This window comes from Sphingomonas sp. Leaf230 (genome assembly GCF_001421745.1).
Taxonomy (GTDB): domain Bacteria; phylum Pseudomonadota; class Alphaproteobacteria; order Sphingomonadales; family Sphingomonadaceae; genus Sphingomonas.
On record NZ_LMKW01000001.1, the window covers coordinates 234,691 to 247,941 of the forward strand.

Consider the following 13,251-nt stretch of genomic DNA (forward strand, 5'->3'; position numbering starts at 1 on the left):
AATCAATGCATTCTTCGGTCGGGGAACGCTTCGCTATCTCATGCCGCGAATGACGGCACTGCGCACCATGCACGATTTCGCGGCGAACCCTGCGCCGCAGTTGCCCGCCCGCGATCGACGCCGTACGCAACGCGCCTGTTTCGATCCGTCTGGGACCATGCCGCCATGTCCGTTGCTTCGTTGAAAATGCGCTCCTGGTTGTTCGCGCCGGGGGACAGCGAACGCAAGATGACCAAGGCGGTAGAGGGCAGCGCCGACATCGTCCTGTTCGATCTCGAAGACGCGGTGACGACCGAGAACAAGCCGCTCGCGCGCCAGACCGTCCACGACATGCTGACCGCGCATGTCGCGCACCGCGCGCGAATGTGGGTGAGGGTCAATCCGCTCGACGGGCCGTATACGCTGACCGATCTCGCGGCGATCATGCCGGCGCGGCCGGGCGGGATCATGCTGCCGAAGGTCGCCGGGCGGCAGGATGTCGAGCGGCTCGATCATTACCTGTCCGCGTTCGAGGCGGCGAACGGCATCGCGATCGGGTCGACCCCGGTGATCGTGCTGATCACCGAAACGGCGGGGGCGATGTTCCACACCGGCGATTACAAGGGCGCGCCTCGGGTGGTCGCGCTGACCTGGGGCGCGGAGGACCTGGCGGACTCGATCGGCTCTAGCGCGAACTGCAATCCGGATGGCAGCTATCGCTTCACTTATGAACTCGCGCGATCGATGTGCCTGTTGGGCGCGGCGGCGGCGGGCGTCACCGCAATCGAGACGATCCAGGGCGACTTCCGCGATCTCGGCACACTGAAGACGCGCGCGGAACAGGTGCGGCGAGACGGTTACCGCGGCATGCTCGCGATCCACCCGGCGCAGGTCGACGTGATCAACGCCGCGTTCACGCCAACCGAGGCGGAGATCGCCGAGGCGCAGGCGATCGTCGATCTGTTCGCGGCAAACCCCGGCGTCGGTACGATCGGCTACAAGGGCGGCATGCTCGACCGACCCTATCTGTCGCGCGCGGAGCATCTGTTGCGGCAGGTCGGGCGCGCGTGATCCGGCGTCCTAGCCGACGCCCCATTCCGCTAGCAGCGCCGTGCCATCGGACGTGGGGGCGATCCGGCCCGGCGTGCGAGACAGGCGCGGGGCAGGGGCTGCCTGCCAGATGCCGTCGACGACGACACCGCGATCCGCCATGTGGCGATGCGCCGGCACCTCGTCGAGTTCCAGCACGGGTGCAAAGCAGGTGTCGGTGCCCTCCAGCGCCGCGCACCAGTCGTCCCGCGACCGGGTCACGAACACCGCGGCGAAGCGTCGCGCGGTTTCGGGCCAGCGCTCGACGACCATCTGGTCCGCCGCGAGGTCGGCGGGTAGCCCCAGCCGATCGAGCAGTTCGGCATAGAATTTCGGCTCGATTGCGCCGACCGAGACGTACCGCCCATCGGCGCAGGTATAACAGCGGTAGAACGGCGCCGCGCCGCCGAGCAGATTGCGCTCGCGGTCCATCGACATCACCCCGGCCGGGACCATTCCCGCGAACAGCGCCATCATCGACGAAACCCCGTCGACGATCGCCGCGTCGACGACTTGGCCAAGCCCGGATCGCGCGCGTTCGAGCAGCGCCGCGAGGATACCGGTAACGAGATACAGCGATCCCCCGCCGAAATCGCCGATCAGGTTGAGCGGCGGCGGCGGCGGCGTTCCCGGCGCGCCGATCGCCGCGAGCACTCCACTGAGTGCGATGTAATTGAGATCGTGGCCCGCCACCTGCGCGAGTGGCCCGGTCTGTCCCCACCCGGTCATTCGCCCATAAACGAGCCTCGGGTTGCGTTCGAGCATCACCTCCGGACCCAGGCCGAGCCGCTCCATCACGCCCGGTCGGAGCCCCTCGATCACGACGTCGGCGCGGTCCGTGATCGCCAGCGCCTGCTCTCGCCCTTCCGGCGTGCGGATGTCGAGCGCGAGCCGGGCGCGACCGCGGTCGAGCACCGGATTGCGAAAACCACCGCCGACCCGCTCGATCCGCAGCACCTCCGCACCGAGATCCGACAACAGCATCGCCGCATGCGGACCGGGCCCGATGCTGGCGAACTCGACGACCCGCAGGCCCGCCAGCGCCGTCATGCGCCGATACTCATCATTGCCATGCGATCCGATATCCGCGCTGTTCGGCTGCAAGGTGCGACCGATGCCGAACCGAAGTCAAGAAAGCGTCGGCGGGTCCAGCGGCGCCATGTCCTTCAGCATGATGCCGGGGTCGGCGAGGATGGTCCGGTCGATCATCGCACCGGTTTCCACCAGCTTGCGGCCCTGGACGTAATCCTTGACCGCTCCCACGCAGTCGAGCGCGATGACGCGGCGGTCGCGCAGGTAAACGACCGAGAATTTACGCGTCGCCGGATCGCCGCGCAGGACCGCCTCGTCATAGCCGATCGACAGTCCTACGGTCTGCAGCTTCAGGTCATACTGGTTCGACCAGAACCACGGCACCGCGTCATACACCGCCGGCTGGCCGACGATGTCCTTCGCCACGACGGTCGCCTGGTCGTTCGCATTCTGCACCGATTCGACACGCACTGCCGCGCCGCCAGCAAACCGGTTGGCGTGCAACGCGCAGTCGCCGATCGCATACACGTCCGGCACGCTCGTCCGGCATGCGTCATCGACGCTGACGCCGTTGCCACCCGCCGCACCCGCGTCGATCAGGGGTGCGACTTCGGGAAGGATGCCGATGCCGACGATCACCATGTCGGCGGCAATGACGGTGCCGTCCCCCAGCCGGACCCCGGTGACGCGGTCGTCACCAAGAATGCAGTCGACCGACTGCCCGAGCCGCACGTCGACGCCGTGCGCGCGGTGCTCCGCCTCGAAGAACCGCGACAAATCTTCGCCCGCGACGCGCGCAAGCACACGGTCCAGGGCTTCGAGCAGGATGACGGACTTGCCGAACTTGCGCAGTACCGCCGCGGCTTCGAGCCCGATATACCCGCCGCCGATCACGACCGCGGTCCCGACATCCGGCAGTTCGGCGATCATCCGGTCGGCGTCGGCGCGGTCGCGCACGGTGTGGACGCCGGTGAGATGATGGCCTGCGCAAGACAGTCGTCTAGGCGTCCCGCCCGTCGCCCAGACCAGCCGCCCATAGCCGATCGTCGTACCGTCTTCCGTCGTCGCGCTGTGCTCGACCGGATCGACCGATACGATGCGCGATCCCAGCCGCAGATCGATGCGCTGCTCGGTCCAGAACGCCGCCTGTCGGATCAGGATACGCCCGAAGACCTTCTCGCCCGACAAATACTCTTTCGACAAGGGCGGCCGTTCATAGGGAAGCTCCGCCTCCTTGCCGACGATCAGGATCGATCCCTCGAAGCCGATCTTGCGCAACGCGATCGCACACGCCGCACCGCCGTGCCCGCCGCCGACGATGACGACATCGGCGAACACCGGCGTGTCCCGTCGTGCATCGCCTGTCATGCTGTTCATTTCGCTACCCTCGTTCACCTGATGCCCGGTCGAGTAGCACGCCGATCTGCTCTCGAGGTGCGCATTCCTAGGGGCCATGTCGGATGACCTCAACTGCAGCCGGAGATCCGTGAATGCGGCGAACACCGCCACTTGCGCGAAGTTAACGTAAAGCGCGCGCGGTGTGTATTAGGCGTCGTGGCCGGGCTCTGCGCTCGGACGGGGGATTGCCGAAGTGATTGCAGACGGAACTGCCGAAATACCCAAGGCGCATGCGTGGGACCCCGACCATCTGCGGCTTGCGGTCACTGCGGCGGGCGTTGCCCTGTGGGCATGGAACGTCGACACCGACGCCTTCACGATGGACGAGCGCGGCTTCGAGCTATGGGGCCTCCCGTGGCGCGCCGAAGTCACGTTCGAGGAATTGTCCGCGCATATCCATCCGTCCGATCGCGACCGCGTCCATTCCGCCTTCGCCGCCACCCGCGCGGTGCTCGGCAGCTACGAGACCGACTTCCGGATCATGATCGGTGAGGAGGTCCGCTGGATCTCCGCACGCGGCCAGGGCGAGGATGTCGGGATCGTCGGACGGACGATGTTCGGCATCTTCCTCGACGTCACCGGCCGCAAGCAGGCGGAGGAGGGCAACGAACTGCTCGCCGGCGAAATGAGCCACCGCGTCAAGAATTTGCTGGCGATCGCGAGCGGCCTGACCGCGATAACCTCGCGCACTGCACCCAATACGCAGGACATGGCGCGCGAACTGACCGAGCGCTTGAGTGCGCTGGGACGGGCGCACGATCTCGTCCGTCCGTTGCCGGGCGGGCAGGGCGACGCGGCGTTGCTGGGCGACCTGCTCTCGGTGTTGCTCGCACCCTATGACGACATGGGCGCCTTCAAGGGCCGCATCCGCGTCGCGGTCGAGCGCATGGGCGTCGGCGAGAATGCCGCGACCGGACTGGGACTGATCATCCACGAACTCGCGACCAACTCGATGAAATACGGTGCGTTGTCGGCGCCGACCGGAACGCTCGACCTGTCCAGCACCGCGACCGACGACGAAGTGATCCTGACCTGGCTCGAACGGGGCGGTCCGGAAGTCGAAAGCCCGAATGCCGGAGAAGGCTTCGGCAGCAAGCTCGTCCGCCGTACCGTTGCCGGGCAGCTGGGGGGCTCGATCGCCTATGAATGGTCGACGGGCGGGGTGATCATCACGCTGACGATGCGGCGGGATCGACTTTCGTCCTGACTGGCTTTCAACGGCCGGCCGTGATCACCAGGATAGTAGTTCAGTACCTGCTTCGGGTGCAGGAATACTGCGGAAACATCCGCGGTCCGATGGGTTATGTCTCTGGGCAATATGAGTTTCGGGTCTGCCGGAGCGCGAACTCCTTTGCCCGTGCGCCCCTATCGTTTTCACCAGCGCGGAGCAGCGCGGGATATTCCCGCCGGCTTCGTCGTTTGAAGCCCCATCATCCACGTATCGAAGGAGATCATTCATGAACACCGACACCCTCAGCGGCGCAGCAACCGACGTCAGCGGCAAGGTCAAGGAAACCCTTGGCGGCGCGATCGGCGACAAGTCGCTGCAGAGCGAAGGCGCAGCGGATCAGCTGACCGGTACCGTCCAGAAGACGGTCGGCCAGGCCAAGGACGTCGTCGAGGAGAACATCCGTCCGCTGGTCGACTATGTCCGCCAGTTCTCGAAGGAGCGTCCGTTCACCGCCGCAGCGGTTGCCGGTGTACTGGGTATCGCCCTGATCAACACGCTCCGCGGCAAGTAAGCCTCGGCGTGTCGCGGCGGGGGCGCATGATCGCTCCCGTCGCTATACCGTTACTCGCGTTACCGAAGACATACGACACCAAGCGCACTCGATCGTTGCGCTACCGATAAACAAGCCGCGGCTGGTCGATCGAACATCCGACGACCTCACCGCGAACCACGCAACACCAATTCGCTGCAATTGCGGACCGTGATCCACGGTCGCGCTGCCGAAGAACTATGTCGATCGGACTTCGGAGAGGAGACCCGCATGACGGATCATACGGATTACGAAACCGATTACGATTCCAACCTCGTCGTGGGACACCGCGAGCAGCGATCCGACGACGACTGGGACAAGGTCTGGAATACCGACGATCGCAACCGCGATACGCTCCGCAAGATCGAGTTCGGGCTGGCGGTGATCGCTGCGGGCGTAGCACTCGTGATGGTCCGCGGTGGATGGCTGCGGATGACCGCGCGACCGAACCATGTCGTGCCCTCGGCGGCCGATATTCACGTCCAGATGCCGCCGCTGCGCTAAAACCGGGCGCGTCGAATGACTAGCGCCCGATTAAAAGAACGACTGCCAGCATTTGGGCTGGCAGTCGTCATTCCCGTTACGCGGCGGAGCGTTCCGCCTGCTTGTCTTCGAGACGATCACCGCCGCAATCATTGGCTGCGGAGCCGTTGATCTCGATCCGGCGCGGCTTCATCGCCTCGGGGATTTCGCGCTTCAGCGCGATGCGTAGCATGCCGTTGTCGAAGCTCGCATTCTGGACCTGCACGAAGTCGGCAAGCTGGAAGCGGCGCTCGAACGCACGGGTGGCGATCCCGCGGTGGACGAAGCGGCCATCGTCGCGTTCGTCGGGCTTGCGCCCGCTGACCGTCAACTGGTTGTTCTGCGCGACGATCTCGATGTCGTCGGGGCGAAACCCGGCGACGGCGAGCGTGATCTGATAGCTGTCCTCGCTCTCGCGTTCGATATCGAATGGCGGGTAGCCATCGACCGTTTCGGTCCGCGCGGTCGCTTCCAGCAAGTCGAACAGCCGGTCGAAACCGACCGTGGAACGACGGTAAGGCGCAAAGTCGAAGTTCGTCCTCATATCCAAATCCTCCTCATGAGCAATCTGAGCACGAGGGGCACCGGTAAAGCCGGTGCCCTCAGTCGCCGGACCGATCGACGCGTCCGGCGACCGGGGAAATAATTTCGCGTCCGAAGGCGTCAAGATTTTCGAACGAAATTTTTTGCACCGGTCGCGAGCGGCGGCGATCCGCTACTTGATGCGCTTCCACGACTGCGTCTTGCAGCCGAACCCCGCGAACGTGCAGCCTTCGCCGACCAACGTGTGGGGATCGATCTACGTGATCGTGCCGGACACGGTCTGGCCGACATCGGGAATGAAGACCTCGCCGCTCCATCGCCCAGGCTCGTCCTCGACGAAATCGCGGAACAGTTCCTCGCCGACGAGCTGGTCGACGCCGCCGCGTTGCGCGTCCTCGATCGCAGTGCGGCTCGCCCACACGACCGTCCCGCAGATCGCATCGCGACAGCGCTTGAAGGTCACGTGAACGGTGTTGTGCGGGTTGGCCCAGATCCCGGCGGGCGGCGGGGTTCGTGCCGCGACGGGCGCGGCGACCAGCGAGAGTGCCAGGATTGCGGCCGAATATTTGAAAAGCATGTCATCCTCTCGGATTTCCTACCGGATCGAACGTGCCAAACCTCGCTTCGAGCCCTGCCGAAAAGGTAAAACCGAAATTTCGATTGTCTCCTATGCGGCTGATTTGGCTCAGTATCCAATGGTCGGCGTTGCGGTGATTTGTTCGCTACCCTAGATACTGGGATTGGTGATCATCGACGAGTAGACTGTTTTGACTGATATCATCGACAGCGCCGTCGAAAGCGCCCCGAAAATGACGGCGGATGCAGAGCGGATCGCGGCTGAGCTGATCGCGCAGGACGTTGGCACCGATCCGTTCGTCGCGGCCGTGCGGGCCACGCGGATGCCGATGATCATCACCAATCCCCGGCTGCCCGACAATCCCGTCGTGTTCACCAACGACGCGTTCTGCCGGTTGAGCGGGTATAGCCGGGCGGAAATCCTCGGCCGTAATTGTCGCTTTTTGCAGGGGCCGGAGACCGATCCCGCGACCGTCGTCAAAATTCGCGAGGCGGTGCGGCAGGTCAGACCGATCGAGATCGACATCCAGAACCACCGCAAGGACGGCGAGCTGTTCTGGAACCGCCTGTTACTGGCGCCGGTCTACGATACCGAAGGCGTGCTCGCCTATTTCTTTGCGAGCCAGGTCGATGTGACGCTCGAGCGCGAACGGCTGCAAGGTCTGGAATCGAGCAATGCCGCGCTTCTGGCCGAGCTGACCGACCGATTGCGGATGCAGCAGGAGCAGGAGCGCGAGCTGGCCTTCACGTTGAAGGCTGCCCGCTTCGGAACCTGGAGCCTGGAGATCGCCAGCAAGCAGTTGACTGCCTCTGATACGTGCAAGGAAATATTCGGCCGCCCCAGCCACGAGCCCTTCACCTATGAGGACCGGCTCGAGGCGATCCATCCCGAGGATAGAGCGAAAAGCGTCGCCGAAGTCCGTCGCTGCGTCGCGGAGGGCACCGACTATGACGTGATCTACCGCATCTATCGCCGCGATGGAGAACTGCGCTGGATCGCCTCGCGCGGTCAGCCCTTCTTCAACACCGAGGGCGAGGCGTTGCGCATCGCCGGCGTCTCGACCGACATCACCGATCAGCGCCGCGGCGAGATCATGCGCGCGGCACTCGTCGAACTGGGCGACGTGTTTCGCGATACGGACGAACCGGATGATATCTCCTTCGCGGCGGCGCGGATCATCGGCCAAACGGTTGCGGCGGATCGCGCGGGCTATGGCGAGATCGACGCCGACACGCTCACGATCATGCGGGACTGGAGGGCACCGGGGGTCGCGCCCCTTTTCGGGAGCTTCGATCTACGCAGCTTCGGAACGTACATCGACGATCTCAAAAACGGCGACGAGGTGTGTATCGCGGACGCGCATACCGATCCGCGGACGCGGTCGTCGGTCGATGCACTTGAGGCGGTTTCGGTTCGCGCGATCGTCAACATACCGATCATGGAGAATGGTCGGCTGGTCGCGATGCTCTATCTTGGCAGCGGCTGTGCACGGCAGTGGCGCGCGGACGAGGTGGCGTTCGTTCGTGAAGTTGCCGAGCGCACCCGCATTGCGACCGAACGGCGGCGCACGGAACAGGAACTCGCAGCTCTGGCCGCGTCGCTGGAACAGCAGGTTGCGGCGCGGACCGGCGAGCTCCAGCATGCCGAAGACGCGTTGCGCCAGTCGCAGAAGATGGAGGCGGTCGGCCAGCTTACCGGCGGCGTCGCGCATGATTTCAACAATCTGCTGACCGTCATCCGTTCGGCGACCGACCTGCTGAAGCGTCCGGACCTCAGCGCGGAACGGCGCGAACGCTATATCGACGCGATCTCCGATACCGCCGATCGTGCCGCGAAACTGACGGGGCAACTGCTCGCCTTCGCGCGACGGCAGGCGCTCCAGCCAGAAGTGATCGACGTTGGACAAAGCCTGCGCGTCATTGCCGATATGCTGGGCACGCTGACCGGCTCGCGGATCGTCATCGACATCGACGTGCCCGAGACGCCGCTGTTCACCAACGTCGATCCCAGCCAGCTCGATACCGCGCTCGTGAACATGGCGGTCAACGCGCGCGACGCGATGGACGGCGCGGGCCATATCCTGATCGCGGTGCGGCCCGCATCGTTCATCCCCGCCGTTCGCTCGCATCCGGCCGTGCCGGGGCGCTATGTCGCGATCTCGATGACCGACAGCGGCACCGGCATCGAACCCGAAAAACTGGAGCGTATCTTCGAGCCGTTCTTCACGACCAAGGGCGTCGGGCAGGGCACCGGCCTCGGGCTCAGCCAGGTGTTCGGGTTCGCCAAGCAATCCGAGGGCGACATCGTCGTCGAAAGCCCGCCCGGCGAGGGCGCGACCTTCACCCTGTACCTGCCACAGGTCGACGAGAGCGACCGTCCCGTCGAGGACGACGCTGTCCAGACGCTGGCCGACGGTCATGGAACCTGCGTGCTCGTCGTCGAGGACAACAGGGAAGTCGGGACGTTCACCACCCAGTCGCTGGCCGAGCTTGGCTATGTGACGGTGTGGGCGGCCAATGCGCAGGAGGCTCTGGCGGAGCTGGGCAAGGATGCCTCGCGCTTCGACATCGTCTTCTCCGACGTGGTCATGCCGGGGATGAACGGCATCGAACTCGGCAAGGCGATCCGCGCCGACTATCCGAGCCTGCCGGTCGTGCTGACGTCGGGGTACAGCAACATCCTCGCGCAGGACGGCACGCACGGGTTCGAACTGCTCCACAAGCCGTATTCGGTCGAGCAATTGTCGCGCGTGTTGCGCAAGGCGGCGGGCTGGGGAAGCGCCGACAGAAGTTCGGACGGCTCGGCGGAATAACGGAGAGGCTGCCGATCCGCGGGCGAAAGGCTCAGGCGGTCGGCGCCATCAACGACCGGATACGCTGGGCCGTTTCCGGGGAGGCGGGATTGTAGACGATCATCCCGAGTTCAGGTCGACCGTCGACCGCGAAGGCCGAGAATTCGAGTTCGAGCAAGCCGTGTACCGGGTGGTGCAGCCGCTTCAGGCCGTCAGCGTGCCGGGCGACGTTATTATCGCGCCACAACGCGTCGAACTCGGGACTGAGCCGCGATAGTTCCTCGACCAGTTGCGCGATCTCCGCACCCGCACCGGCACGCGCGGCATCCGCGCGAAACGCGCCGACGACGTAACGGGCGACGTTGAGCCAGTCCTCCTGCGCCGCCTTGATGCTCGCATTGGTGAACATCAGGCGCAGGATGTTGCGCTGGTCGCGGGGAAGCGTCGCATAGTCGGTCAGCAGGGTCGCCGCCGCCGCGTTCCACGCGACCACGTCCCAGGTCGGCGTCTTGACGATCGCCGGGCTGAACTCCAGCGCATCTAGTACGCGCTGCAGCCGCGGCGTCACTGCGTCGGAGGCGCGATAGGTCGCTTCCGGCGGGCGGCCGAGACCGAGAACGAAAAGATGTTCGCGCTCCTGCTCGGTCAGCATCAGGCCGCCGGCGATGCGGTTGAGGACGTCGGCCGACGGCGCGCCGCCGCGCCCCTGTTCGAGCCAGGTGTACCAGGTCGCCGAGATGTTCGCGCGCTGGGCGACTTCCTCGCGGCGCAAGCCGGGCGTCCGCCGTCGTCCACCGCTGAACCCGAAAGCTGCCGCGTCCATGCGTGCCCGGCGATCGCGCAGGAACGTGCCGAGCGCATTGTCAGTCTCGATAGACATCGCCATCCTGTTGAAGATTATACCATGATAAGGTCACTACTTTTACAGGTGTTGAAGTACGCCCAAGTCTTCCTCCGGACAATATCGGAGAGTTTGGATGCGTGTATTTTTGACGGGTGCGACGGGCTTCATCGGGTCGCGGATCGTGCCGGAACTGCTGAGTGCCGGGCATGAGGTCTTGGGTCTTACCCGGTCGGATGCCGGCGCGCGGTCGCTGGTAGAGGCTGGCGCCGAGGTACATCGCGGTGATCTCGTCGATCTCGACAGCCTGCGCAGCGGAGCGGAGCAGGCCGATGCGGTGATCCACACCGCGTTCGATCACGAGTTCACCAACTTCGTCGCGAACTGCGAGAAGGACCGCCGCGTGATCGGCGCGATGGGGGAGGTCCTCAAGGGGAGCGGTCGTCCCTTGATCATCACGTCGGGTACCGGGATCGGCGATACCGGCCCGGGCAAGCCTGCGCTCGAGTCCGCGTTCAACCCCGATTATCACAACCCGCGGATCGCGTCGGAAAAGGCGGGGCAGGCGCTATTGGAGGCAGGCCTGGACGTCCGTGTCATGCGGCTCCCGCAGGTTCACGATACCGTCAAGCAGGGGCTGATCACGCCCTATGTCGATATCGCGCGCGAGAAGGGCGTGGTGGCCTATGTCGGCGACGGCGCCAATCGCTGGCCCGCGGCGCACGTGCTGGACGTGGCGAAACTCTACGCGCTCGTGCTCGACAAGGGCGAGAAGGGCGCGCGGTACAATGCCGTTGCGGAAGAAGGCGTCAGCGCGCGGGCGATCGCCGAAGTCGTCGCGGCCGGGCTGGGCCTGCCGACGCTATCGCTGACTCAGGAGCAGGCGAACGACCATTTCGGCTGGTTCGGGATGTTCGCCTCGCTCGACATGCTTGCCTCCAGCAACTGGACGCGCGCGCAACTCGGCTGGAACCCGACCGGTCCGGGATTGATCGCCGATCTGGAAGCGATGGACTATGCGCCGGGCCTAGTCGCCGCCTGACCGGGCATCCCGCTGGCGGCAATTTATAGTTTGCCGTCAGCGGGATACGCGTCGAGCAGATGCCGCTTGCATCGGTGCGCGGCTCGGGACCATCCTGCGACATTGTCTACGGGGGTCTCATGCGTCGTTTCATCACTGCGGTACTGCTCGCCTGCGTTTCCACACCTGTCATCGCCAAGACCGTGGTCGTCGAGGAAGTGTCGCTCGATCGGTTGAGGACGCTGATGAACGACGGCGCCGCGAGCAGCGTCGACATCACCCAGGCCTATTTCGCGCGGATCGCAGCGATGGATCGCAAGGGACCGGCGCTGCACAGCGTCATCGCGGTCAATCCCGATGCACTCGCGCAGGCCAGGGCGCTCGATGCTGAACGCAAGGCGGGGCATGTGCGCGGTCCGCTGCACGGCATTCCGATCCTGATAAAGGACAATATCGAGACCGCGGATCCGCTGCCGACGACCGCAGGCAGCCTCGCATTGCGCGACAATATGACGCGCCGGGACGCGCCGATGGTCGCCTATCTGCGCCGCGCGGGTGCGGTGATCCTCGGCAAGACCAACTTGTCGGAATGGGCGAATATCCGCTCGACTCATTCGATGAGCGGCTGGAGCGCGGTCGGCGGGCTGGTGCGCAACCCTTACGCGCTGGACCGGACCGCGTGCGGCTCCTCGTCGGGATCGGGCGCCGCAGTCGCCGCGAGTTTCGCCGCGGCGGCCGTCGGTACCGAGACCGACGGTTCGGTCGTGTGCCCGTCGTCGCTGAACGGTCTGGTCGGTTTCAAGCCGTCGATCGGGTTGGTCAGTCGTACGCATATCGTGCCGATCAGCCATAGCCAGGATACGCCGGGGCCGATGGCGCGCAGCGTTACCGACGTCGCGATCCTGTTGTCGGGCATGGTCGGTGCGGATCCGGCGGACGGCGTGACGGCGGCCGCGGTGACCAGGAATTATGCCGCCGGGCTCTCGGCCAGCGCGTTGTTCGGCATGCGGGTCGGCGTCATCCGGCCTGACGGCATGTCCGCGGATCTTACCACCCGCTACGACGCGGCGCTGAACGTCCTGCGCACAGCGGGTGCCGTGCTGGTCGAGGTGAAGACGCCGAAACTCGACGGGCTGGGCGAAGCGGAACTCATGGTCCTGAAAACCGAACTCAAGGCGGACCTGAACACCTATCTCGCTACCACGCCGCCCTCGGTCCAGACGAAGACGCTGGGCGCGGTGATCGCCTTCAACCGCGCGAACGCCGCAACCGAGATGCCGTTCTTCGCACAGGAATTGTTCGACGATGCCAATAAGACCAAGGGGCTTGACGATCCCGCCTACAAGGCCGCGCGCGCAACATCGCTGCGGCTGGCGGGTGCGCAGGGGATCGACGCGATGCTGCGCGCGGCGGGTGCGCAGATCCTGGTCGAGCCGACCTATGACGCAGCATGGCTGAGCGATCCGGTTTACGGCGACACCTATGCCGGACCCTCCGCCGCGACGTTGCCTGCGGTCGCCGGTTATCCGCATCTGACCGTGCCGATGGGTCTCGTACGCGGATTGCCCGTCGGTCTGTCGTTCATCGCCACCAAGGATGCCGACCAGACCGTCCTGCGCGCCGGCTATGCATATGAACAGCGCGCCAAGGCCCGGTCGGCGCCGCGGTACTTGCCGAGCATCGCCGTCGACCGGTGAG

The 13,251-nt window shown here is 65.3% G+C and carries 12 protein-coding genes; 7 read left to right on the plus strand and 5 right to left on the minus strand.

Going from position 1 to position 13,251, the window contains the following annotated elements; all coding sequences use genetic code 11:
* Positions 1–186 precede the first annotated feature (186 nt).
* Complete coding sequence (locus tag ASE82_RS01085; protein ID WP_235524328.1) at positions 187–1,050, plus strand: HpcH/HpaI aldolase/citrate lyase family protein; 864 nt, start codon at positions 187–189, stop codon at positions 1,048–1,050.
* A gap of 9 nt (positions 1,051–1,059) precedes the next feature.
* Here the strand turns inward: ASE82_RS01085 and ASE82_RS01090 are convergent, their stop codons facing one another.
* Both ASE82_RS01090 and ASE82_RS01095 read right to left on the minus strand, forming a co-directional pair.
* Entirely contained in the window at positions 1,060–2,118 is a 1,059-nt protein-coding gene (locus ASE82_RS01090; RefSeq protein ID WP_056059484.1) for a CaiB/BaiF CoA transferase family protein, read from the minus strand.
* A 78-nt stretch (positions 2,119–2,196) separates the two neighbouring features.
* Positions 2,197–3,477 (minus strand): NAD(P)/FAD-dependent oxidoreductase, encoded by a 1,281-nt coding sequence (locus ASE82_RS01095; protein ID WP_235524332.1) that lies wholly within the window; start codon positions 3,475–3,477, stop codon positions 2,197–2,199.
* A gap of 214 nt (positions 3,478–3,691) precedes the next feature.
* On the opposite strand from ASE82_RS01095, the gene ASE82_RS01100 reads away from it, so the two are divergent.
* The 3 genes from ASE82_RS01100 (at position 3,692) to ASE82_RS01110 (ending at position 5,762) form a co-directional block, all read left to right on the plus strand.
* Positions 3,692–4,705: a sensor histidine kinase gene (locus ASE82_RS01100; protein WP_200910633.1), complete on the plus strand. Its 1,014-nt coding sequence runs from the start codon at positions 3,692–3,694 to the stop codon at positions 4,703–4,705.
* 250 nt (positions 4,706–4,955) lie between these two features.
* Positions 4,956–5,240: a CsbD family protein gene (locus tag ASE82_RS01105; protein WP_056057800.1), complete on the plus strand. Its 285-nt coding sequence runs from the start codon at positions 4,956–4,958 to the stop codon at positions 5,238–5,240.
* Positions 5,241–5,489: 249 nt separating this feature from the next.
* Entirely contained in the window at positions 5,490–5,762 is a 273-nt protein-coding gene (locus ASE82_RS01110; RefSeq protein ID WP_056057802.1) for a hypothetical protein, read from the plus strand.
* A gap of 76 nt (positions 5,763–5,838) precedes the next feature.
* On the opposite strand, the gene ASE82_RS01115 is transcribed toward ASE82_RS01110, so the two are convergent.
* Positions 5,839–6,324 carry an Hsp20 family protein gene (locus ASE82_RS01115; protein WP_056057805.1) on the minus strand — a complete coding sequence of 162 codons (486 nt, stop codon included), beginning with the start codon at positions 6,322–6,324 and terminating at the stop codon, positions 5,839–5,841.
* Between the two features lie 255 nt (positions 6,325–6,579).
* Positions 6,580–6,900: a DUF2147 domain-containing protein gene (locus ASE82_RS01120; RefSeq protein WP_235524335.1), complete on the minus strand. Its 321-nt coding sequence runs from the start codon at positions 6,898–6,900 to the stop codon at positions 6,580–6,582.
* 190 nt (positions 6,901–7,090) lie between these two features.
* Between ASE82_RS01120 and ASE82_RS01125 the strand changes: the two genes are divergently transcribed.
* Complete coding sequence (locus ASE82_RS01125; protein WP_268795388.1) at positions 7,091–9,712, plus strand: PAS domain-containing protein; 2,622 nt, start codon at positions 7,091–7,093, stop codon at positions 9,710–9,712.
* A gap of 31 nt (positions 9,713–9,743) precedes the next feature.
* Here the strand turns inward: ASE82_RS01125 and ASE82_RS01130 are convergent, their stop codons facing one another.
* Complete coding sequence (locus ASE82_RS01130) at positions 9,744–10,571, minus strand: helix-turn-helix transcriptional regulator (RefSeq protein WP_056057808.1); 828 nt, start codon at positions 10,569–10,571, stop codon at positions 9,744–9,746.
* A 97-nt stretch (positions 10,572–10,668) separates the two neighbouring features.
* Between ASE82_RS01130 and ASE82_RS01135 the strand changes: the two genes are divergently transcribed.
* Both ASE82_RS01135 and ASE82_RS01140 read left to right on the plus strand, forming a co-directional pair.
* On the plus strand, positions 10,669–11,574 hold the full coding sequence (locus ASE82_RS01135; RefSeq protein WP_056057811.1) for an SDR family oxidoreductase: 906 nt from the start codon (positions 10,669–10,671) through the stop codon (positions 11,572–11,574).
* A 119-nt stretch (positions 11,575–11,693) separates the two neighbouring features.
* Complete coding sequence (locus ASE82_RS01140; protein WP_082440960.1) at positions 11,694–13,250, plus strand: amidase; 1,557 nt, start codon at positions 11,694–11,696, stop codon at positions 13,248–13,250.
* Position 13,251: the final 1 nt, after the last annotated feature.

What these genes read in the sequence shown, in the direction of transcription:
- ASE82_RS01110 (WP_056057802.1), top strand. Translation starts at nt 5,490, where the DNA reads ATGACGGATCATACGGATTACGAAACCGATTACGATTCCAACCTCGTC.
- ASE82_RS01085 (WP_235524328.1), top strand. Translation starts at nt 187, where the DNA reads ATGCGCTCCTGGTTGTTCGCGCCGGGGGACAGCGAACGCAAGATGACC.
- ASE82_RS01130 (WP_056057808.1), bottom strand. Translation starts at nt 10,571, where the DNA reads ATGTCTATCGAGACTGACAATGCGCTCGGCACGTTCCTGCGCGATCGC.
- ASE82_RS01140 (WP_082440960.1), top strand. Translation starts at nt 11,694, where the DNA reads ATGCGTCGTTTCATCACTGCGGTACTGCTCGCCTGCGTTTCCACACCT.
- ASE82_RS01115 (WP_056057805.1), bottom strand. Translation starts at nt 6,324, where the DNA reads ATGAGGACGAACTTCGACTTTGCGCCTTACCGTCGTTCCACGGTCGGT.
- ASE82_RS01120 (WP_235524335.1), bottom strand. Translation starts at nt 6,900, where the DNA reads ATGCTTTTCAAATATTCGGCCGCAATCCTGGCACTCTCGCTGGTCGCC.
- ASE82_RS01105 (WP_056057800.1), top strand. Translation starts at nt 4,956, where the DNA reads ATGAACACCGACACCCTCAGCGGCGCAGCAACCGACGTCAGCGGCAAG.
- ASE82_RS01095 (WP_235524332.1), bottom strand. Translation starts at nt 3,477, where the DNA reads ATGAACAGCATGACAGGCGATGCACGACGGGACACGCCGGTGTTCGCC.
- ASE82_RS01090 (WP_056059484.1), bottom strand. Translation starts at nt 2,118, where the DNA reads ATGACGGCGCTGGCGGGCCTGCGGGTCGTCGAGTTCGCCAGCATCGGG.
- ASE82_RS01135 (WP_056057811.1), top strand. Translation starts at nt 10,669, where the DNA reads ATGCGTGTATTTTTGACGGGTGCGACGGGCTTCATCGGGTCGCGGATC.